This is a genomic window from Paenibacillus sp. cl141a (assembly GCF_900109305.1).
Classification (GTDB): Bacteria; Bacillota; Bacilli; order Paenibacillales; family Paenibacillaceae; genus Paenibacillus_AQ; species Paenibacillus_AQ lautus_A.
Map to the genome: position 1 here is coordinate 75496 of NZ_FNZO01000004.1, position 22346 is coordinate 97841.

The 22346-nt window shown below is 53.5% G+C and carries 19 protein-coding genes and 1 riboswitch; of the genes, 11 read left to right on the forward strand and 8 right to left on the reverse strand.

Annotated elements, in window-relative coordinates; all coding sequences use genetic code 11:
• Positions 1-193: 193 nt before the first annotated feature.
• The 3 genes from BMX45_RS13125 to BMX45_RS13135 all read left to right on the forward strand — a co-directional run bounded on the left by BMX45_RS13125 (position 194) and on the right by BMX45_RS13135 (position 3247).
• Entirely contained in the window at positions 194-1141 is a 948-nt protein-coding gene (locus BMX45_RS13125) for an AraC family transcriptional regulator (protein ID WP_090910052.1), read from the forward strand.
• A 149-nt stretch (positions 1142-1290) separates the two neighbouring features.
• Complete coding sequence (locus BMX45_RS13130; protein WP_090910053.1) at positions 1291-2373, forward strand: Gfo/Idh/MocA family protein; 1083 nt, start codon at positions 1291-1293, stop codon at positions 2371-2373.
• A gap of 34 nt (positions 2374-2407) precedes the next feature.
• Positions 2408-3247, forward strand: coding sequence for a Gfo/Idh/MocA family protein (locus tag BMX45_RS13135; RefSeq protein ID WP_090910054.1), 840 nt, complete (start codon positions 2408-2410; stop codon positions 3245-3247).
• A 117-nt stretch (positions 3248-3364) separates the two neighbouring features.
• Here BMX45_RS13135 and BMX45_RS13140 read toward each other — a convergent pair whose 3' ends face one another.
• The 6 genes from BMX45_RS13140 to BMX45_RS13165 form a co-directional block, all read right to left on the reverse strand.
• A complete protein-coding gene (locus tag BMX45_RS13140) occupies positions 3365-4099 on the reverse strand; it encodes an ABC transporter permease (RefSeq protein ID WP_090910055.1) in 735 nt (244 codons plus the stop codon).
• 1 nt (position 4100) lies between these two features.
• The gene (locus tag BMX45_RS13145) at positions 4101-4817 is read right to left on the reverse strand and encodes an ABC transporter permease (RefSeq protein ID WP_090910056.1); all 717 of its coding nucleotides are present in this window, start codon (positions 4815-4817) and stop codon (positions 4101-4103) included.
• Entirely contained in the window at positions 4814-5728 is a 915-nt protein-coding gene (locus BMX45_RS13150; protein WP_090910404.1) for an ABC transporter ATP-binding protein, read from the reverse strand. Before BMX45_RS13150 ends, BMX45_RS13145 begins: the two co-directional genes overlap by 4 nt.
• Positions 5729-6249: 521 nt before the next feature.
• A complete protein-coding gene (locus tag BMX45_RS13155) occupies positions 6250-7638 on the reverse strand; it encodes a sensor histidine kinase (RefSeq protein ID WP_090910057.1) in 1389 nt (462 codons plus the stop codon).
• Complete coding sequence (locus BMX45_RS13160) at positions 7635-8309, reverse strand: response regulator transcription factor (RefSeq protein WP_012818807.1); 675 nt, start codon at positions 8307-8309, stop codon at positions 7635-7637. Before BMX45_RS13160 ends, BMX45_RS13155 begins: the two co-directional genes overlap by 4 nt.
• Before the next feature lie 366 nt (positions 8310-8675).
• Positions 8676-10373, reverse strand: coding sequence for an alpha-amylase family glycosyl hydrolase (locus tag BMX45_RS13165; protein WP_090910058.1), 1698 nt, complete (start codon positions 10371-10373; stop codon positions 8676-8678).
• A 604-nt stretch (positions 10374-10977) separates the two neighbouring features.
• On the opposite strand from BMX45_RS13165, the gene BMX45_RS13170 reads away from it, so the two are divergent.
• The 3 genes from BMX45_RS13170 to BMX45_RS13180 all read left to right on the forward strand — a co-directional run bounded on the left by BMX45_RS13170 (position 10978) and on the right by BMX45_RS13180 (position 15177).
• Complete coding sequence (locus tag BMX45_RS13170) at positions 10978-12012, forward strand: LacI family DNA-binding transcriptional regulator (RefSeq protein ID WP_009593335.1); 1035 nt, start codon at positions 10978-10980, stop codon at positions 12010-12012.
• 120 nt (positions 12013-12132) lie between these two features.
• Positions 12133-12783, forward strand: coding sequence for a beta-phosphoglucomutase (gene pgmB, locus BMX45_RS13175; RefSeq protein ID WP_012818805.1), 651 nt, complete (start codon positions 12133-12135; stop codon positions 12781-12783).
• A gap of 90 nt (positions 12784-12873) precedes the next feature.
• Positions 12874-15177: a glycoside hydrolase family 65 protein gene (locus BMX45_RS13180; RefSeq protein ID WP_090910405.1), complete on the forward strand. Its 2304-nt coding sequence runs from the start codon at positions 12874-12876 to the stop codon at positions 15175-15177.
• Positions 15178-15409: 232 nt separating this feature from the next.
• On the opposite strand, the gene BMX45_RS13185 is transcribed toward BMX45_RS13180, so the two are convergent.
• Both BMX45_RS13185 and BMX45_RS13190 read right to left on the reverse strand, forming a co-directional pair.
• The gene (locus BMX45_RS13185) at positions 15410-16456 is read right to left on the reverse strand and encodes an EAL domain-containing protein (protein ID WP_090910059.1); all 1047 of its coding nucleotides are present in this window, start codon (positions 16454-16456) and stop codon (positions 15410-15412) included.
• 205 nt (positions 16457-16661) lie between these two features.
• A complete protein-coding gene (locus tag BMX45_RS13190; RefSeq protein ID WP_090910060.1) occupies positions 16662-18197 on the reverse strand; it encodes a GGDEF domain-containing protein in 1536 nt (511 codons plus the stop codon).
• Positions 18198-18455: 258 nt separating this feature from the next.
• Between BMX45_RS13190 and BMX45_RS13195 the strand changes: the two genes are divergently transcribed.
• The 5 genes from BMX45_RS13195 (at position 18456) to BMX45_RS13215 (ending at position 22296) form a co-directional block, all read left to right on the forward strand.
• Positions 18456-18839: a VOC family protein gene (locus BMX45_RS13195; RefSeq protein ID WP_302847903.1), complete on the forward strand. Its 384-nt coding sequence runs from the start codon at positions 18456-18458 to the stop codon at positions 18837-18839.
• A 175-nt stretch (positions 18840-19014) separates the two neighbouring features.
• A riboswitch (TPP riboswitch) is annotated at positions 19015-19124 on the forward strand.
• A gap of 115 nt (positions 19125-19239) precedes the next feature.
• Positions 19240-20271 (forward strand): ABC transporter substrate-binding protein, encoded by a 1032-nt coding sequence (locus BMX45_RS13200; RefSeq protein WP_090910062.1) that lies wholly within the window; start codon positions 19240-19242, stop codon positions 20269-20271.
• Between the two features lie 88 nt (positions 20272-20359).
• Positions 20360-20653 (forward strand): MTH1187 family thiamine-binding protein, encoded by a 294-nt coding sequence (locus BMX45_RS13205; protein ID WP_009594139.1) that lies wholly within the window; start codon positions 20360-20362, stop codon positions 20651-20653.
• Entirely contained in the window at positions 20650-21408 is a 759-nt protein-coding gene (locus BMX45_RS13210; RefSeq protein WP_090910063.1) for an ABC transporter permease, read from the forward strand. The genes BMX45_RS13205 and BMX45_RS13210 overlap by 4 nt, the downstream gene beginning before the upstream one ends.
• A gap of 54 nt (positions 21409-21462) precedes the next feature.
• A complete protein-coding gene (locus BMX45_RS13215) occupies positions 21463-22296 on the forward strand; it encodes an ABC transporter ATP-binding protein (protein ID WP_090910064.1) in 834 nt (277 codons plus the stop codon).
• The last annotated feature ends 50 nt before the right edge of the window (positions 22297-22346 follow it).

Sequence of the window (22346 nt, forward strand, 5' to 3'; positions counted from 1 at the left end):
TTTACAAGCAGCCGTGAAATTATCCTGATACGCCACGTACCGTCCCCCTACAATTCAATCTCCTCATCATATCAATCATGGACGGAATCCGCATAAACAGCTCACTTTTTTCAACTTTTTCTCTTCCTTCATGACCTTAATCAGTTATGCTATGAATAACAGGATCGAAACGTACGTAAGGAGGAAAGAAACGATGGCTATTCACTGGCTGGAACCGGATATCGCCGAATGCACCCGAAGAGGAATCGCCTACTTTACGTCGGAGCTGGAGATGGCGAATGGCCTGCCCTGCAAAATGTACCGCATTACCGAAAAGTTCGGGAGTTTATCCGATCATATGCATGACTATCTTCAAATCTGGTATGTCAGCAAAGGCGAATTCATCCATACGCTCTATGGCCAAAAATACCGGATGGTTCAGGGCAATATATTCGTGCTCCCTCCTTACAGCGTCCATCGCGTAGAGATGGTCCCCGGGAAAGAACTGGAGGTGCTCGGGTGCGAATTCATGCCGGCCTTCATTAACGAACGATTGGAGGGAATGCCGGACGAGCCGCAGCTGTTCGACCTTTCCTTCATCAAGCCTTTTGTCACGACCGAAGACCGCGTCCCGCTCAAAATCACCTTGACCGGCGGCAGTGACCTCGCCGTTAAGGAACTCCTCACCGAAATGCTGAACGAGTTCGGAGGCCGGGGCCCATTCTTCGATATTCTGCTGAAGGCCAATCTGCTGAAGCTGCTGGCGATCGTGAACCGCGAGCATGCCGAGCAAGGCAAGCATATATCGGTAACCGCGGGCAGCGCCCCGTACCGGGAGCCCATATTGGAATCCGTTCAATATATCCACGACCACTTCGATCAGCCCCTGTGGCTGGAGGATCTCTGCGCGCGGACGATGATGTCCCGGACGAGCTTTTGCCGACGTTTCAAGGAAGTGACTGGCCGGACCTTCAGCCAGTATGTGGCCAACTACCGAATACGAATGGCGATGCGGCTGCTGACGGAGCCCGAGTTGACGGTAACCGACGTGTGCTTCAAGGTCGGGTTTAACGAGCTTCCCTACTTCTGCCGAATTTTCAAGAAATACACGGGAACGACCCCCGCTTACTATAAAAAGAACGCTTTTAAAACCGTGGACTAGCGCCTCGGTACGATAATCCAATAAATAAACACGATAGTGAAATCGAAGCGATCGCTCACATGCTATACTCGGGGCAAGCAATAACGAAGAATCAAGCGACAGGTCATGTCATCACTGCATCATCAATCCACGATTTTGGAGGAGAACCGATGAACAAAATTACAATTGCCGTGATCGGCTGCGGCACGATTGCGAACAGTGCCCATATCCCCGCCTACATGGCCAACGAAGATGCCGAGATCAAATATTTCTGCGATATCTTGAAGGATCGGGCCGATGCCGCCGTCGCCAAATACGAATGCGGCCAAGCCATCGAAGATTACAACCAGATCCTGAACGACCCTGAGGTCGACGCGGTATCGATCTGTACGCCGAATGACGTTCATGCTTCCATCGCCATCGATTGCTTGCGGGCAGGAAAGCATGTATTATGCGAAAAACCGGCAGCCCGTACCTACGCGGAAGCGCTGGAAATGCAGAAGGTTCAGCACGAAACGGGCAAAACGCTCAATATCGGGGTGGTCAACCGTTACAATGAAAGCGTAAACAGAATCAGAAAAATGATCCAAAACGGCGATCTGGGCGAGCTGTATCACGTTTATGCCAGTTTCCGTTCACACCGCTCGATCCCGGGTCTTGGCGGCGCCTTCACGACCAAAGCCATTGCCGGCGGCGGCGCGCTAATCGATTGGGGCGTTCACTTCCTCGATGTCGTGATGTACTGTACGGGCGATCCGAAGCCGAAGACCGTCTCCGGCCAGGCTTATTGCAAGCTGGGCAAAGACATGGAGAATTACACCTTCCTCAAAATGTGGGCAGGTCCGCCGAAATATGACGGCACGTATGACGTCGACGATTTTGTCACGGCCCTCGTCCGCACGGAAGGTCCGACCATTTCCCTGAACGGCGCATGGGCGCAAAATATCGGCGCCGAAGAAATGTTCATCGACTTCCTCGGCGACAAAGGCGGCATCCGGCTGAAATACGGCGCGGACTTCACCTTCTACACCACGGAGGACGGCGCATTGATCGAAACCACGCCGAAATTCAATCTCGGCAGCATGTTCCAGAATGAGATCGACGGGTTTATCCACTGCATTCAAACCGGGGAGAAACAGCCTTCGCATATCGATACGGTCATCCTCTCCTCCCAGATCATCCAGGCGATTTACGACTCGTCCGACCAAGGCGCGGAGGTTTCGCTGCAGCCCGTTGCCCAGAACAGCCTATAACCTATAGTTCGAACGCCAGGGAGGCCCTTTTATCATGAAAAAAATCGGATTCATCGACCTGCATTTGGACCAGTTCCACGCGAACAAATATCCCGGGTGGATTGAGCAGGCATCGGAACATGGCATGAAGGTCATGTACGCCTACGGCAAGAGAGACAAAGAGAACGGGCTCACGAACGCCGCCTGGAGCAAGGAGTTTGGAATTGAGCTGCTGCCCACGATCGAAGAGGTGGTGGAGCGCAGCGATTACCTGATCGTGCTGTCCCCGGATAACCCGGAATTCCACGAGGAGCTGTCCCAGCTGCCGCTGCAATCCGGCAAGCCGACCTATATCGATAAAACGTTCGCGCCTGACCGCGAAACGGCCATCCGCCTGTTCGACCTGGCGGCAAAGCACGGAACGCCGATGTATTCGACGTCCGCCCTTCGTTTTGCCAGCGAATACCGTGAGCTGGACCGAAGCGATATTCAAACGATCAGCAGTTGGGGACCGGGCGCCTTCGCCAATTATTCGATCCATCAAATCGAGCCGATCGTCAGCCTGATGGGGGCCAGCCCGAAGCGGGTGATGTATATCGGAACTCCTGACTCTCCAGCCCTGCTGATCGATTTCGGAGACGGTCGGCAAGCCACCGTGAATCATCTTGGGGATAATTGTCCTTTTACTCTAGGGATAAAGAATGGCGACGGGGGCTTCAAGCAGGTCACCGCGAATTCGAATTTCTTCGCCCTGTTCATCGAGAATCTGGTGAATTTCTTCGAAACGGGCGAGCCTGCCGTCAACCCGGCAGAAACGGTCGCCGTCATCACGATTATCGAGTATGGATTGAAGGCGGCTGACACCCCTTATGCGTGGGTGGATTTGCCTCAATAGCAAAACCAAGGGTTCGTTACACATAGAAATAAATAAAAAGAGCTGCTCCAACAGGCCGTAAGGGCCTGAGGGCAGCTCTTTTTCATGAGCCAAACCGGATTTCCCGGTTCTGGATGACTACACTTCTTTCCGCTGAAAATAGATGAATCCCGCGAGAAAGAATAACAGGAACCCGCCAACCACGACGGTCATAAGGCTCTCAAACGGCAGGTTGAATGCGCCGAAATCGGCTTGACCCGCCGGCATCATTGCCAGAAACGGCTGTGTCCACGGGTAATACGGGGCATACGTCTGCGAGTTGGCCACCAGGATGTTCGGGATGGTGAAAACGACGTTCAATGCCAGCGGAGCCGCAAAGCTGCTCCAGGACGTTGAGACCCCAAGCTGCAGCGCGGCAAGCGGCAAGCAGGCAACCCAACCGCCAAGCAGGCAACGCAGCAGCATTTCCCACGGAATCGGAGCATCCACCTTGTGGATCAACCCGGCTCCCAGCACGGCGCCCATGAACAGTAGCTGGACGACGGCCAGCAGCATGGCTACCACCGAGAACTTCGCAAAATAGACGGCGCCGCGTGAAACCGGCAGGACGAGCAGCTGCTTCCATCCCCCGCCCGAATGCTCATACCGGCATACCATGGCACTGAATATCCCCGTCAGAATCGGGAGCAGCAGCATGGCATGCAGAATGATCATAATGCTGATCAGATATTCCCATGGCGCCAGCTCCTCAGGCTTTCCGTTTAATATGCCCAGCAGCATGACCAGGACCGCGCACAGGAAGATTTGCGGCCACAGCTTCGATTTCGACAGCTTCAGCCACTCAGCGGATACCGCTCTTAGATAGGATGCCATCTTAGTCCACATCCTTTCGGTTAAAATGAATCAGGCCAGCGCATGCGATCACCGCGCCCAGCAGCAAACCCGCTCCGATGACGCGGGCCTCTCCCGGCCCCATGTAAGCCAGCAGCGGCCATTTTAGCGGAATCCAATCAGGAAACTGCAGGGCGAACATCGACACGACCGAAGCGGTAATCCCGATCCCGACCGCGATCCCCTGATTCTTAAGCGTCAAAGACATCCACAGCTGAAAGGCCAGCATGGGAAGCGCCGCGAATAACTGCACAAAGCCAATGCGCAGCAGATCGACATACGGCATTTGATCTGCCCCCATCCCCAGTATGATGCCGAGGACGGCGGTACTGATCGACAGAAGGAGACAGGATACACAGAGAATCAGGAAAGCCTGCACGAACTTGGCACTGAATACCGCTGTTCTGGAAATAGGCAGTGCCAGCAGCTGCTTCCACGAGCTCAGCTGATGCTCCACGTTGGCCATCAGCGAGCAGACCAGCGTGATCCCGAGGAACAGGGCAATCGGCACAAAGAAGAGCACGTTCTCCAGCAGCCCGCCCCAAGGATCCGCCGCGTAGGATTTCATCAGGTAATCGTATCGAAGTCCGAAGTTCAGCCCTTGCATCGCTGCCAGCCCGACGGGACCGAGCGCAGCGAGAAACCAGATGCCTTTGCCCCGGATCTTCAGCCAATCGGCGGAAAGCGCACGGAACATCATACCCGGCTTCCCTCCCCTACGATCTGCATGAAGATATCCTCCAGCGACCTCCGCTGCTCTTCCACCCGGTAGACCGCATGCTGGTTCTCCACAAGACGCTTCACGAGCAGCGCGATTTTGGCATCCTGCATGCTCTCCAGCTCCAGCATCTGGTTCCGCAGGACCCCTTCGCAGCCTAAGTCTAGGGCTAGTCCCAGCGCTGCCTCAGGCTCGGATACCGATAAGCGGAAACCGCTGGATGCCGTGGATACCAGATTGTCGATCGTATCCTGGAACACCATCCTTCCTTCGCGTATAATGCCGACTTTGTCCGCCATCTGCTCGACCTCCCCCAGCAGGTGACTGGATACCAGCACGGTAATGCCGTATTGGCGCGGCATATTCTTAATCAGCTCCCGGATTTCATGTATCCCGGACGGATCCAAGCCGTTGGTCGGCTCATCCAGAATGAGCAGCTCCGGATTGTTCAGCAGGGCGGCTGCAATGCCCAGACGCTGCTTCATCCCTAGGGAGTACCCCTTGACCGGACGCTTGGCTTCCTTCGTCAAGGAGACGATCTCCAGCACTTCCGAGATGCGGGACTTCGGCCCGCCCGTAATCCGGCGAATGGCTTCCAGATTCTCTACGGCTGTCAGATGGCCGTAATAGGATGGGTACTCCACGAGCGATCCGGTCCGGCGCAAAATGTCCATTTTTTCGCTCTTTAAATCCTTGCCGAACAAATGAATCGCACCACGCGTCGGTTGAATGAGTCCAAGCAGCATGCGAATGGTCGTCGTTTTCCCGGCACCGTTCGGGCCGAGGAAGCCGTAAATGTCGCCGCGGGCGATCTCCAGATTCAAATCCACGACCGCTGCGCGCTTTTTGTATATTTTATATAAGCCTTTTGTTTGAATGACGAGTTCCGTCACGTTCATCACCTCAGGTATACATCCTACATGTCCAAGGTTAAATGCCGGTCGGCCCCAAGTTTAAATTTTCTTTAAAAAAGCGGGCAGCCTATCCAACGTTTTAACAAGTGTCCGAATATGATATAATTAATTTGCCGAAACGCTTATGGCGTCCGTACAGGGGGGCTACCTGACGCTGATGATGGCATGCCGATCACTCTTCTCTCTCATCGATCGATTCACCGTTACGATTGGAGCGTGGTTAACCATGAATATACATGTTTTCGTTCGCCTTGATTTCAGAATGGATCTCTCTTTGAGTCTAGCAGCTGTAGCCTGCCTTGCTTATGAACCCAGTTCACTGACGAGCTCGTGAAACTCGAGCGAAAAGCAATGGTACGAAGACGCCTTACAGGGCGTCTTTTTCTGTTATTGGCAGCAAAAAAAGAGGAACCGATAATCATGCCGGCTCCTCTTTTTATCTTTTTAACCCAGGCCTCAGCATCCCGGATGGAATGCTTGATAGCCCGGCGCTTGATTGCTCAACGCTTCCAGATGCGGATCATCGTTCCTTCATCCGAGCTTTCCACATGGCTTTCCAGCCCCATCTCCCTGGTCAGGTGGTCCACGATGGCCAGGCCGATGCCCGTGCCTTTGTTGCCGGAATCGCTTGCGATCCCCGGCCCATGGTCCGAAATGACAAGGACGCCCTCAAGTCCTTCCCTCTCCTCGGTATGAATGCCGATGTACTGCCCGGATCGGGCGTGGCGAGCGACATTTTGGAACAGATTATCGAGGAGCCTCCGGAACCACAGCACGTCTACGTTCCAGAGGAGCGGCTCGTCGCGCACCTGGATGTCAGGCTCGATTCCCGCCTTCTCCCATACCGGATACCAGGCAGCGGCGCTTTCCTTGACGATTCGCAGCACGTCTGCAGATTCCATGTTCAGCTGCACTCTGCCGCTGGTGAGCAAGTTGTAGGACAGCAGATTGTCGATCAGGCCGCCCAAATCCGCGATTTTCGATTCGATGAGCGACAGCGATTCTTTCCCCTTCGGGCTCAACGGCTCCCGTTCCATGGAGAAAATATGGCTTCGAATCACCGTCAGCGGGGTTCTGAGATCATGGGACAGATTGGCGATCAGGGATTTGCGCAGCTCTTCTTCCTCGCGCTGGCGGCGCTGTCCCTCTTCCAACTGGATGACCATATCGTTATAACCCTCTTCCAGCTGTCCAATTTCGTCATACTTGGTTAACGTAACCGGCTGCGGTATGCCCGTCGACGCATGGGACGACGTCATGGCCGAACGAAGCCGCAGCAGCCGCTTGCGTATGCGCACGAAGAACAGCCAGGAGACCAGAATGAACAGGCCGGACATCGAAGCCGTGAACAGCCCGTACAACGCCGTTTCGCTCGCAATGGGCTGCTGGACATTAAGGTATTTTCTTGGCAGCTGCATGACCATGAAGCCTTCTCCCGATCCCTCTCCCCCGATAAAAGCCACGGATGTGAACGGGTCGCTATCCAGGGAGTTTTTCATAAATTGCACGGTATAGGGCGCGCTCCATACCTCGGGCAGGTTAGGCTGCACCGGCAGCTGCAGTCTGGTCGTATTGTCGCCATCCACCCAGAACATAGAGATCTCCGGATACTCCTGCCGTATCGAATTCAGCTTCTGCTCAATGGCTTCCGGCGAAGTTCCGCTTAATCCGGCTGCTTCCTCGTGCCACATTCTCTCTAACGCGGCACCGCTGGTATATTTCCCGGCAGGGGCCGGCGGCCGATCCGAGAAGGTATCGTTCACGAACCAGTAAAAAATCGACGCTAACGGAAACATGATCGGCATGAAGATCATGGCCATCAAAATCAGCAGCAAATACCGGTTGGTCAGCGAATTGCGGAATCTTCCCTTTTTCCTTTTCCATCTCATGCTCTCACCCGGTAACCAAGCCCGCGAACGGTCTCAATAATCTCCGGGTTGGCGGGGTCCCGCTCGAGCTTCTCCCGAAGATACCGGATGTGGACCATCAGCGTCTTGTCCCCTTCGATATATGATTCTCCCCAGACCGACTCGTATATTTGCTCCTTGGTCATGACACGCCCCTGGTGCTGGAGCAGATACATAAAGATTTGATGCTGTTTGCCGGTCAGCAGCGTCTCCTCGCCGGTATCCTCGTTCACGATCCGATTCTCGTCTTCATATACCGATAAGTGCTTCACTCGGATGGGCTCCGCGGATTTCACGACAGACCGTCGCAGAAGCACCTCGAGACGGGCAGCCAGCTCGTCCGGGTGAAAAGGCTTTGTCAGGTAATCGTCGGCGAACTCAAGCCCCTGCAGCTTATCGTCAATGGAGGTTCGCGCCGACAGCATCAGGATGGGCAGTCCGGGATAGGCCTTTTTGAGACGCTGCCCGACCGTAAAGCCGTCCAGCCCCGGAAGCATGACGTCCAGAACAACGACCGCGCACGGAGCCGCTTCCTGTACGGCCTGTTCTCCGCTCAGCAGCCACCGCACCTCGTATCCCTTGTCCCTGAGAAATTCGCTGACCCATCCGCCGATCTCCCGGTCATCCTCAATATATAGAATGCATGCGCTCATGGTAAAACTTCCTTTCCGTACGAACATTCGTATCCCCACATAGGGGCTATTTCATAACCTTTGAGTCAACTAAACTTTTATGTATGCCGCAATTCATCTTTTGTCATTGTAACATGGGATCCCCGATGTTCTTGCATCCGATTTGCTAACCTGCCGTGCTCCCTCGGGAACATCCAGTTCTCCAGCAAACCGGCGGAGCTTCTGGAGAGCCCGCATTCCGTGACGGCCAATTATTTGCGCAGTTTCCGTGCTTAGTCCTCCGAGTAGCCTTAGGGCTGTAGCAGATGTCAAACAAGACCCCGAGCACGCCTCCTTCCAGGGGCTCGGGGTCTTGTTGTATTTTGCTGTATAAGGCAGGATCGCTGCCTATTCCAAAATAACGGTCGTATACGGCGGCAGCGTTAAACTGCTGCCATCCAAAGCCGCGCTGTCGTCGGTGGTTCTCGCCAATGAACGGAAATCCGCAGATCCGTTCTTTGATGCTAGGTCCACGGTCTCCTCCACGCCTGAAAGGTTATGAACCACTAAGGCTCCGCTTTCGTTTGTCCGGCGGATATAGGCCATCACTTGCTGGTTCCCTGACGCATAAGATTCAATCGTGCCGCTGTTCAGGGCAGGCAGCTCATTCCGCCACCGGATCAGCGTGCGATAGCGGGACAACAGGGAATCCTCGTCTCCGGTCTGCTGCTCTACGCCTTGGACCTGATCGCCGCGGTTATGCGTAAGCGGCTCCCAGGTCGTCTGTCCCTTATCGCTGCCCGTATTGGACCAGATCATCGGCTCCCGGATTTGCTCGTCCGGCTTCGCTCCCTTCATCCCGATCTCTTCACCGTAATAGATAAACGGATGGCCCGGCATCGTCAGCAGAATGCCGGCAGCCATCTTGGCGTGGTTCACGTCATCCTTCAGCTGGGACATGACACGGTTCATGTCATGATTCGTCAGGAAGGCAGCATCCGTAAACTTGCCGTCCGATACCTGGCTGAACAAGCCATATGTCCGCTCCAGGGTGAAGGCCAGGTTGTTATCCTTCTCGTTCATGGCGGCACCGACGATGCTCTCGCCCAAGCCGAAGTTGAATCCGGAATCAAATGCATTCTCCAAATACGGCGCGATGACCGCAGCGGAATTATCCCAAATCTCCCCGACGATATAAGCCTCCGGGTTCACTTCATTCATGCTGGCGCGGAATTCCTGCCACCAAGCCGTATTCTTGGCCGTGGTCGCCTCGCCCTTATCGGACATCAGATCCTCGTAAATATGCTTGGCTGCATCGATCCGGAAGCCGTCGACGCCCATCTCCAGCCAGAACTTCCCGATATCCTTCATCTCCTCGCGGACCTTGGGATTATCGAAGTTCAGATCCGGCATCCCGCCCCAGAACGTGCCCATGTAATGCGCCCCGTTCATCTCATGCCAAGGGGAGCCGCTTCCCGCCGCGCTGGATCCGGAAGGCGTTTTCCCTTGATCCTCGGCCCAGATGTACCAATCCCGGGTGGCGGAGGCCTTGTCTTTCGCAGCCAGCTGAAACCAAGCATGCTCCGTGCTCGTGTGATTGACCACCAGATCCATAATGATCTTGATCCCGCGCTTATCCGCTTCGGCAAGCAGCCTCTTAAAGTCATCCAGCGTCCCGTAATCCGGGTGAATGGAACGATAGTCGGTCACATCATAGCCGTGATAGCTCGGCGAAGGATGGATCGGCATCAGCCAAATCCCCGTCACGCCAAGATCCTCCGAGGTTTCCGGATTTCCGTCATTCAAATAATCCAGCTTCTCAATGACCCCTTGCAAGTCACCGATCCCATCCCCATCGGAATCATAGAATGAACGCACGAAAATTTCATAATAGACATCGGAAGGCTGCTCATCCACCTCCGTTTTCCCTTCTGGCACAGGCGCTTTCGTATCCGGCTGTTTCGATTCCGAAGCCGCCGGCGGCTTCGCTTCCTCTTGTGGCGCAACCGCGGTGCCGTTGCAGCCTGCAAGCAGGCTTCCCGCAAGCGCAAAAGCCGTAAGCCATATCGGCAGAGCCCTGCGTCTTTCCCATGCATTTCGCATCACGCTGTTTCCCCCTGTTCGCTCACGCAGCTGATATTCATCGAGTCATTCCGCTTATGTATCTAAAGTATTTTCATGTATAATCAGAAAGCGCAAACGTTTGAATTATTAAGCACTAGATATTTCCAATAAAACGGTTACATAATAGGTCCGGGCTTTACTTTCATCTTCGACGGTTGATAGCGCTCTGTTTTTGATCCCACTCTATCATAACCCACGCTTTCGTTTTGTTAAATCGTTTGCACAATGCCATTTTAAGTTGTTTTCCGGTTTTTTCTGGCCATAATACCGGCCTTTCTTCTGTTTTCTAATCCTTGCTTCTTTTTTGATGCATTTGTGAAATAATTGCGTTGGACTGACTTGGATACGTATTTACAAGCCTATCGATTAACGTTAATATAGCAGTGTGAAACCGTTTAACATACCGGATCAATATGCCTTTAGATCAATAGGTATCCACGCATACACAGGGCCTGACAGACCCACAATTTAATAAAGAGAAACGGTCGGCGAACAGCGGAAAGTTACTCTTGTGAAATAAGGGAGACTCCAGTAGTCGCTTTCTTATTTTCAAAAAAACGCAAACGGTTCCACTGGAGGTCCTATTATGTCAGTAACGATAAAAGATGTCGCAAAACGAGCGGGCGTATCCCCCTCCACCGTCTCTCGGGTGCTTTCCAACCATCCAAGAATCAGCCGTGAAACCTCGCGCAAGGTGAAAGAGATCATGGAGGAAATGGGCTACCATCCCAATATTATGGCCAAGAGCCTTGTTTCCAAAACGACAGAAAGCATATGCGTCATTCTGCCGAAACCCGCGGAGGAATTGTTCCTCAACTTATTCTTCATGGAGCTGATCCGCGGTATCGTCACCCAAGCGAACCGTTCCGGATACGATGTCGTTCTCAGTTCGGGCGGCAACGAGAAAGAGGAAGTCGAAGCCGTATCCCGCCTTCTTAACGGCCGCCGCGTCGACGGCGCCATCTTGCTCTACTCCAGGCAGGACGACCAGGTCGTTGATTTTCTGAAATCGAACAACTACCCGTTCGTGCTTGTCGGCCGGAGCGAGAAATATCCTGACCTGTTATCGGTCGATACTGATAATGTGCAGGCAGCCTATGATGCAACCAAGCATTTGATCTCGCTTGGGCATCAGCGGATCGGTTTTGTCAGCGGGCCGCCAAACCTGATCGTTTCCCAGGACCGGATGAAGGGCTATGGGAAGGCACTCGCCGATGCAGGCCTTGAAATGAGAAAAGAATGGATAGTTGAAGGCGAGTTCCTGCAGGAGAGCGGCTATCGCGCCATGTCCTTTTTCATGAACCTGCCCGAGCGGCCGACGGCGCTTGTCATTGTCGACGACATTGTCTCTTTCGGCGTGGTTCGCGGACTGCACGAGCTGGGGTATAAAGTTCCCCAAGACGTATCGATCATCAGTTTCAACAACATCTCATTGACCGAACTATCGACACCGCCGCTGAGCAGCGTTGACATCGGCATCTATAACCTGGGTTATACCGCCTCGCAGGCGTTGATCCAGACGATTCGCAACGATGACAACACGATCCTGCCGCACCGCTATATTATTCCGCATCGATTGATGATCCGCGAATCCTCGATGTTTTCGCCGCCGAAATCTTGAGCGTCGACGAATATGCGGAGCATAGCAAGAAGCACTTCAAAATAAAGAAGCATCCTGGTGCTTCCTTTATTTTTGCAGCTTGGTTCAAACGTTTGCACTAATTCCTTAAGGAGGATGATCATGTCAACCCTATCCGCTTGTTTATTCGACTTAGACGGCGTGCTGGTGGATACCGCCAAGTATCACTACATTGCCTGGAAGCGTCTTGCCGGAGAGCTTGGCTTTGAATTCACGGAGCAGGACAACGAACGCCTGAAGGGTGTAAGCCGCATGGCTTCCCTCGATATTCTGCTTGAGGTTGGCGGCGTATCGCTGGATGAGGACGCGAAGCTGGCGCTGGCGGAGAAGAAGAATGCTTGGTATGTCGAGTATATTTCCAACATGGACGAATCCGAGATTTTGCCTGGAGCCCTCGAATTTATCCAGGCCTTGAAGGACCGCGGCATCAAGGTTGCGCTGGGCTCCGCCAGCAAGAACGCGATGCTGATCCTGAACAATACCGGCCTGACGCCTTACTTCGACGCCATCATCGATGGAACGAAAACCAGCCAAGCGAAGCCGGATCCCGAGGTATTTACGCTGGGAGCTCGCGAGCTTGGCGCCGACCCTGACGCTTGCGTCGTCTTCGAGGATGCCGAGGCCGGAATCGAAGCCGCCATCCGTGCGGGAATGCGCAGCGTCGGCATCGGTTCGCCCGAAACCTTGGGGCGCGCCAACCTCGTCCTTCCTTCCCTGGAAGAGTTAACGGTGGACCGACTGCTGGAGTTATAAGCGTGTGAGCACATGCGTTAACAGCATTCAGCAGCATCATCCCATATAGATATGCAACCATTTTTCCTAAACCTAAAGGAGCCGATGATTGTGAAACAATATTTAAAGCTTGATGAATGGTCAATTATTGAAGAGGGCTTTGATCCTCACACGCATGAAATCTCTGAGAGTATCTTCAGTATCGGTAACGGATTCATGGGCCAACGCGCCAACTTTGAGGAGTCCTACAGCGGTTCCTCCCTGCAGGGCAGTTATATGGCCGGGGTGTATTATCCGGATAAAACCCGCGTTGGCTGGTGGAAAAACGGTTATCCCGAATATTTTGCCAAAGTGCTGAACAGCACCAACTGGATCGGCATCGGCATTGAAATCGACGGCACGCCGCTGGATTTGGCCAAATGCACGGTGAAGGATTTTGTGCGCGAGCTGAATATGAAGGAAGGCTTCCTCTCCCGCCGCTTCACCGCTGTCACGGAAGACGGCAAGGAACTCCAGGTCGAGGCGGTTCGCTTTGTCAGCATTGTACGCCACGAGATCGGTGCCATCCGATATGCCGTAACGCCGCTTAATTTTGCTGGAGAGCTTACGGTTACGCCTTATCTCGATGGCGATGTGAAGAACAAAGACTCCAACTATGACGAGAAGTTCTGGCTGGAGGTATTCAAGGAAGCCGCTCAAGGGTCGGCCGCATTAACCGTAAAAACCAAAAAACTCGATTTCCATGTTACGTCCGCCATGTCTTATTGCCTTGTTAAGAACGGGACGAAGCTGGATCTTCAAGCCGAGCTGATCGAAAAAGAGAAATATGCCGCGAACCGCGTAAGCGTACCCGTATCCGAAGGCGAAGCCGTCACCATCTATAAATACGTGGCCAACGTCACTTCCCGCAATCATGGATTCGGCGAGTTGGTGGATGCTGCGCGTGCTGTGTTGGAACCGGCGGTGGAGATTGGATTTGAACAGCTGCTGAAGGAGCAGGCCGATGCCTGGGGCGACAAATGGAAGGAAAGCGATATCGTCATCGAAGGCGATGTGGCCGCCCAGCAAGCGATCCGCTTTAATATTTTTCAGCTGAACCAAACCTATAGCGGCGAAGACGACCGCCTGAACATCGGGCCGAAGGGCTTTACCGGGGAAAAATACGGCGGCAGCACCTACTGGGATACCGAGGCTTATTGCCTGCCGTTCTATCTGAGCACTGCCGATGCCAGCATCTCGCGCAACCTGCTGATCTATCGTTATAAGCACCTGGAAAAGGCGAAGGAAAATGCCAGAAAGCTCGGCTTCACCAAAGGGGCGCTCTATCCTATGGTGACGATGAACGGCGAGGAATGCCATAACGAGTGGGAGATTACGTTTGAAGAAATCCACCGTAACGGCGCGATTGCCTATGCCATCTATAACTATGTCAACTATACCGGCGACTTCTCTTACCTCGGCCAATACGGCCTGGAAGTGCTCGTGGAAATCTCCCGTTTCTGGGAAGAACGCGTGAATTACGTGCCGGCGAAGGACCAGTATATGATGCTGGGCGTTACCGGCCCGAACGAGTACGAGAACAACGTCAACAACAACTGGTATACCAACCGCATTGCCAGCTGGACGATGGAATATACGCTCGACGTGCTGGAGTATTTGAAAGAGAATGAGAATTCCCGCTATGCCGAGCTTACGGCGAAGCTTGCCCTGCAGGATGCGGAAACGGCCAAATGGCAGGATATCATCAGCAAAATGTACTACCCGATAGACGAGGAACTCGGCGTTTTCCTGCAGCAGGACGGTTTCCTTAACAAGGAGCTGGTGCCGGTGAAGGAATTGGACCCTGCCCACCTGCCGCTGAACCAGAACTGGTCCTGGGACCGCATTCTGCGTTCGGTGTACATTAAGCAGGCCGACGTGCTGCAAGGATTGTTCTTCCTTGGGGACCGGTACGATCTGGCTACAAAAAAACGCAACTTCGACTTCTATGAACCGTTCACGGTACACGAGTCCTCCCTCTCGCCATGCGTACACTCCATTCTCGCTTGCGAGCTCGGGTACCAGGAAAAGGCGTACGAGATGTACCTTCGTACAGCCCGCCTGGATCTGGACAACTACAATAACGATACCGAGGACGGCTGTCATACAACCAGCATGGCGGGAACCTGGATGTCGGTTGTGCATGGCTTCGGCGGCCTGCGCGTGAAGGACGGCGTATTGCATTTGAACCCGTTCATTCCGGGTCATTGGTCCTCCTTCTCCTTCAAGGTGATGTTCCGCGGATCCCGCCTGAAGGTTAACGTTAAAGGCCATGAAACCCTCATCGTAAACGAAACGGATACGCCTGCTGTCCTGAACGTGAACGGCAAGGAATACGCCATTAGCGGATTGGGAGAGGTAACGGCTGCAAGATAAAAGGTTCCGGAGCTTCAATGCGCCGGCCCATACAAAAACAAGAGCCCTGGAGAATCTTCCAGGGCTCTTGTTTTTACAGAAAACGGGCTCCTCTACATCATGGCTCATTCTTGAAGAACCCGTCTTCGTCCATGTCAGGCATCATCTGCAGGTTCGGCTTCAGCCATAAGCCGGGATCAGATAAATGCCATCGCTTTGCGCCTCCGTGCGGGGGAATTGCCGATTATGTATGTTATGAGTAGATCAGTTGAGTATGAGGATCACGCGGAGGGCGTTCGGCTGGCTTCCCAAACAGATACCCCTGCGAAAGCTCGATCCCGATATCTCGGCAAAAATGAAACTCCTCCCGTCTCTCGATGCCTTCTGCAAGCACCATGGCCCCAAAATCATGGGCCATGTTCGTGATCATTTCGAGCTGCTTCTGCTGGGCGGGATTTCGATCGCAATGGTCGATAAGACTCCGGTCGATCTTCACATAATCCGGCTTAAGCTTAATCATCTGCTCCAATGTGGAATAACCTGCGCCGACGTCATCCATCGCTACCGAGATGCCGTGGCTTCGATAAACCTCGAATATCGATTGCAAATGCTTCACATCGTCGATTCTCTCGGTTTCCACCACTTCGAATACGAAATCCCTCGGATCCAGATGGAGCCTGTCGATCGTATTGAAGGTGTGGCTCAGACACATCTGCGCATCATATATCGAGGACGGCAGGAAATTCACGAACCGCTTCACTCCGATCGGAAGCCACTCGGCACTGGTCTCAATCGCACTGGTTCGTGCCGCCTGGTCCAGGAATGAATGCAGTCCGGTTTTTCGGGCTGTCTCAAACAGCTCGTACGGCTGGAACCGGAGTCCCCACTCTACCGGTCGAAGGAGAAATTCATAGGCCACGATCTGTTCGGTTGGATCCACGATGGGCTGCATGTAGCTCGTAAACTGCTTATGTAAAATGACATTCACCATATCATAATGCTCCATCTGCAGTTCGAACTTCTGCATAGGGATCCACGAATGCCGGATTTGCGGAGCTCCTCCACGGGTAACACAGAAGGACAGCTCTTGACGAATCTTCAGCGGAAGGGGTTGCAGACACTCGATAATGGAGATCAGGTCCGCTCGTACCTTGTAGTTCACAGCACAACCCTCATTGCTCTCTTGTACCGCGTAGCCGTTCACTGCCAGCAATTGAATAAGCTCACCACTTGCAGGCTTCATATGAATGGTCCCCTGGTCCTCAATCGGTTCAAAGGTGCTGCAATTGTCGCAAATCATGTTCGTCCTCCTTGGCAAGCTAGCTCTCACTATGCTTCTTATCGGCATTTTGAATATGATTTCTTTGCATTTTATGGATTTTATATCGAAGTTATGACCTATTTTGCGAGAAATGCGCAAGATTCGTGCAATGAGTGCGCTAAATTCTACAATAATCGACTTATATTGCTCTTAACAACACATTGTCGATACCCGAATCTTTTATCTATTCGACTTTTTGATCCAACAGCTGCAGCAGCATCGTTCGCTCCACATCGAAATGCCAGCGGGCGTTTCGCTCTTTCGCCGCATACATCGCCGCATCCGCGCGACCGATCAGCTCCTGGTCGTTCCTGGCATGATCCGGATAGACCGCGATGCCGATGCTCGGCGTGGTTCGGACCTCATGCCCTTCCAGCTCATACGGCTCGCTCAGCATCGTCCAGATCTCTTCCGCCATCCAGATCAGTTCCTGATCCTCGCCGGCCGGATGAATCACTACCGTAAATTCGTCCCCTCCTAAACGGGAAACCAGAACGCCTTTGGATTCAAGGGTTTGAAGACGGGTCGCGACCTTACGAATCAACAAATCACCGGCGCGATGGCCGTAGCGGTCATTGACTCGTTTAAAACGGTTCATATCCATATATAACAGCCCTACGCGGGAACCCGCACGGTCCGCCTCCTGCAGCGAGCTCGACAGCCTCGCGTTAAAGTAGCGGCGGTTACAGAGTCCCGTAAGATCGTCGCGATGCGCCAAGGTCTCGCTCTGCATCAAGCTTTGATGCAGCCGGTCAAACAAGCGGTCATTCTCGAACTGGATCAGGATCTGCCTGATCAGAATCAGGATGACGCAGAGGGATAGGCCGGTAAAAAGCCCGTTCCATCCTCCGAACCGCTGCACCATAAGGGCAAACATCCCGCCAAGCACGCTGTAGGGAAGCAGATATCTTACGATCAGATTTCCGAACGAACGGGACTCCCTCTCATCCAACGATTGATTTCGGGCATCGGGAGCTGACCGCCCTCCTGCCAAACCAATGATGAATACCGATAACGTATAAAGCGGATACAGGTATGAACGAACTTCAACATGCTTATAATCGACGAGATACATATGCAGAACATCGGCGGCAATGTACATGCTCCCGCCAAGGCATATCAGGAAAACTGCCCGTTTTCTTAACTGCCCTGTGTTAAAATACAATACCAGGGTGAAGAAAATAAGCACCGTTGCGCACAGCGGATACAGCATGTCCACCCACAGCTTTCCCCACAAGGCTTCATTCGCCAAACCGTTAAGCTCAGGCTTGATGAAATATTCCCAACCTACCGTCATGACCGTTATGCCAACGATCACGATATCCAGCATAAACCGCACTCCCCGAAACGAACCTTGAACGTGGCGGAACAGATAAATGAGGGAGCTTGCAAACAGGATGATTTCGAATCCCCAGAATAATTGAGTCAAAATTGTCCGGAAAGCGCTCTCTTTCCCCAGCCAAAAATAACAAGCATCGATGATTCGAGCCGAGGCATCCGCCATCAGCCCGGCACTTACCATAAGCCAAAACCTTCGAAGATGCGGCTCGTAATGCCGACTGATCCGTAGTAAATAGACGGAAGCGGCAGCGGAAGCCATAATGACTAGAACACGCTGAAGCAATAAAGCATCAGGCATCCACAGAACCGTCATTATCTGAATGAATGCATATATGATGGCGAGTCGAATCCACAGATGATCTGCTGGATTTGGACTCATAAGCATTCCTCCTCGGCCAAAAGGCAAGCTTTCTTCAACGCTTGTTTGTTAGGTCTTTTGAATTAATAGTTATAGTTCTCATGATACTTTTTACCCACCTAAAAGTAAAGATGAGGAAATGAAAGAAAGACCATCGATTCTACTCTATTAAACCATCGCGCTCCAAAAGCTTTCCGTCCTCAAGACCCACTTGACGTATAGGAATTATGTGATAACATTTCATTCATATCTCATATGAATCGGAAAGGGTGTTTAGCCTTGTCACAGAAACGATTGGATCATGTCGGCATTGTCGTTCGGGACCTTGAAGCCACGATTGCTTTTTACACAACCGTCGTCGGACTTGAACTGAAGGATCGCCTTACCCATACCAATGGCGTCATCCAGCTGGCATTCCTCGGATTTAACGGCAGCGACGAAACGGAAGTCGAGCTTATCCAGGGTTACAGCGACACGCTTCCCGCAGAGGGCACCGTCCATCATTTCGCCGTCAGCACCGATAACATCGAAGCGGAATATGCGCGCGTTCAGGGACTGGATGTACCTCATCTTGACGAGGAAATCGTAACGCTTCCGAACGGGTACCGCTATTTCTTCGTCCACGGTCCCGAAGGAGAATGGATTGAGTTCTTCCAGCGCTAACCGCTGACGAACAGGTTCATATCAAAATGCTTCATCCCGTGAATGGTTAACAGGGTTCATTCTTCCAACCGCACAAGCCATGTCCAATACGAAGACCTGCCTCGTTCGCATCCCCTTTCGAACTAGACAGGTCTTTGCGTTAGGACTATAATAACGGGTGTAACGTCCGAAACTTCATAAATCCCGGGGGAGCTGGAATTAGGCCGGCTGAGAGTGTATCCGATGATACTGACCCTTACACCTGATCTGGGTAATGCCAGCGTAGGAAGTCCATGTTTGCGGCAGCTATGATTTGCCGTGGTATACACTTACGCCGTCATGCGTCCTGATATCATTCAGGGCGCTTTTTTTGTGGAGTCAACGAGGTCATAGAAAGAGAATTCAAAGGAGAGAAGACACGATGAAGAAGGGAAAATGGATGGCGCTGCTTCTCGCTTGCGCCCTGCTGTTGGTTGCGGCCGGATGCGGTACAGGCGGAAAGAACGAAAATACAGGTACCGAGGGCGCAGACGGCCAGGCGGCCGAAAAGCTCCGCGACGTACAGCTGATGCTCGATTGGTCGGCCAACACGAACCACACCGGGCTGTATGCAGCCAAGGAGCTCGGGTATTATGAGGAAGAAGGGCTTAACGTCCAGATCGTCCAGCCGGGAGCCGGCGGAACGGATACGCTGGTCGCATCCGGCAAGGTGCCGTTTGGCATCAGCTACCAGGAAGGCGTCACGCTTGCCAGAACCCAAGGCCTGCCGCTCGTCTCCATTGCGGCGATTATTCAGCATAATACATCCGGCTTTGCCGCCCCCAAGGACAAGGGGATCGTCAAGGCTGGCGATTTTGAAGGGAAATCCTACGGCGGCTGGGGCTCGCCTGTTGAGGAAGCCGTCATGAAATCCATCATGGAGATCGACGGCGCCGATGTCAGCAAAGTAAATATGGTTAACATGGGCGATGCCGATTATTTTACGGCCGTCAAACGCGACATTGATTTTGCCTGGATCTTCTATGCCTGGACCGGTATCGAAGCCGAGCTCCGGAACGAGCCGCTTGACATGATCTATGTGAAGGACTACTCCGAGCAGCTTGACTATTACACGCCGGTGATCGTAACGAACGAGAAGCTGATCCAGGAGGACCCGGAGCTTGTCAAAGCATTCATGCGGGCGACCTCAAAAGGGTACGACTATGCGATTCAACATCCTGAGGATGCGGCTGCCCTGCTGACGAAGGCCGTTCCCGAGCTGGATGCCGAGCTGGTTCTTGCCAGCCAGAAATGGCTAAGTCCCCGCTATCAGGATGATGCCGCCCGCTGGGGCGAGCAGAAAGCCGAAGTATGGTCGGGGTATGCGGACTGGATGTTTGAACGCAAGCTGCTCGAGAAGGAGCTCGATGCGGACAGCGCCTTCACCAATGAATTTTTACCGGAGAAACCATAGGATGCATTTAATTTGGAAGAGAGACGGCCTGTCCGGCAGGCTGCCTCTCTTCCATTACAATATAGCTTGCATGAAAGGATGAGTTTAGATGGCAAACACCCTCTTGAGCATACAAGTGATACCCAGAACGCCGGATGGAGGCGACAGCATTCCTTATGTGGATGAAGCGATCCGGGTCATTCAGGAGTCGGGCGTGAAATACGAGGTCCATGCGCTCGAAACCACCTTGGAAGGGGAGCTTTCCGAGTTGTTGAAGATCGTTGAGCGCATGCATGAGGCGCTGGTGAAAGCAGGAAGTCCCAGCGTCATATCCCAGGTCAAAATCGCGCACCATCCGGGCGGCATCAGCATGGATAAGCTGACTGAGAAATACCGTCCATGAGAAAAGGCTGGTGGAGCTCCGTTTGGCCGCCCGCTGCGGCGGTCCTTTTCTTTTTGACGGTATGGCAGGCCGCGGTATCGGTATTCGATATAGAGCCGTATATTTTGCCAGCGCCGACGGCTATCGGGCATGAAGCCGCCACCGGCGCCTCCGGCCTTTTTCAGCATACGCTGGCCACGCTGCAATTAACCCTGGTCGGATTTATGATCGGTACGGCGATCGGCCTTGTCATCTCGTTGGCCCTGCATCTGGTGCCTTTTCTCAAAACTGCCCTTTATCCGCTTCTTATTCTTAGCCAGAACGTGCCGACGATCGCTCTCGCCCCGCTCCTTATGATTTGGTTCGGCTTCGGCATGCTGCCCAAGGTTATCGTGATTACCCTGGTCTGCTTCTTCCCCGTAGCCGTTGCCGCCCTGGACGGACTGGCGCGTACCGACCGAACCATGATGAATTACATGCAGATGGCGGGAGCCACTTCATGGCAGATCTTCACCAAGCTGGAGCTGCCGCATGCGCTCCCCTCCATCTTCTCCGGGATCCGCATCGCGGCCACCTATTCGGTCATGGGTGCGGTGATCGGGGAATGGATCGGCTCAGACCGGGGCATCGGCTACTATATGATGCTGCAAAAATCCGGCTACCGTACGGACCGGGTGTTTGTTGCCATTCTGATCATCGTCCTGCTCAGCCTGCTGATGGTGCTGCTGATCACCCTGCTGGAGAAGCGCCTGATCCGCTGGAATCGAAAAAGTTAAACTACGGTGAACGGACATTTTCCAACCTATATAATAAGGAGGCTGTTTAGCGACATGACACATCAAGTATCCCTGCCGGATCATGACGGGCACCGCCAGTCCTCAACCGCGGTCCCGCCAGCGCCTGCCCTTGAGGTTCGCAGCCTTCATATCACCTTCCGCGAACGGCGCAGCGAAGTGCACGTGCTGGATGGCCTTTCGCTTCAGGTGCAGCCCGGGGAATTCGTCTCCTTGATCGGTCCTTCAGGCAGCGGAAAGAGCACGCTCTTCCATATCATCGGGGGGTTAACGGCTCCGGATGCGGGCTCCGTCCTCATGGACGGTCAGGACGTGACCGGGGAGAAAGGCCGCATCGCCTATATGCCTCAACAGCCTGCCCTCTTCCCTTGGCGTACGGTGGAGGACAACGTGCTCCTTCCCGAGGAGCTGAGAGGCACCTCGAAAACCGCCGCCAGGGAAAATGCCCGCAGCTGGATGGAACGGGCCGGACTTGCCGGCTTCGAGAAGGCGTATCCGCATACCCTTTCAGGGGGGATGCAGCAGCGGGCCGCTTTTCTGCGCGCGCTGATGAGTCCGCAGGAAGTTATGTGTCTGGACGAACCGTTCAGCGCGCTTGACGCGCTGACACGCAGCGATATGCAGCGCTGGCTGCTCGATATCTGGGAGGATACGCGCCGTTCGGTGCTGATGATTACGCATCATATCGAGGAAGCGCTGCTGCTCTCGGACAGCATCTATATCCTGTCGGCGCGGCCGGGAACGATCCTGAAACGGGTGGAGGTTCCTTTTCCCCGTCCGCGCAGGGAAAACATCCTGAACGACCCGTCCTTTATTGCGCTAAAAACCGAAATCTCCGCCATCATGCGCGAAGAACAGCACAAGCGTTGAGCCGCATAGGCAGGATACAAATGGTTAAGCTCCTGTATCCATCATTCAAG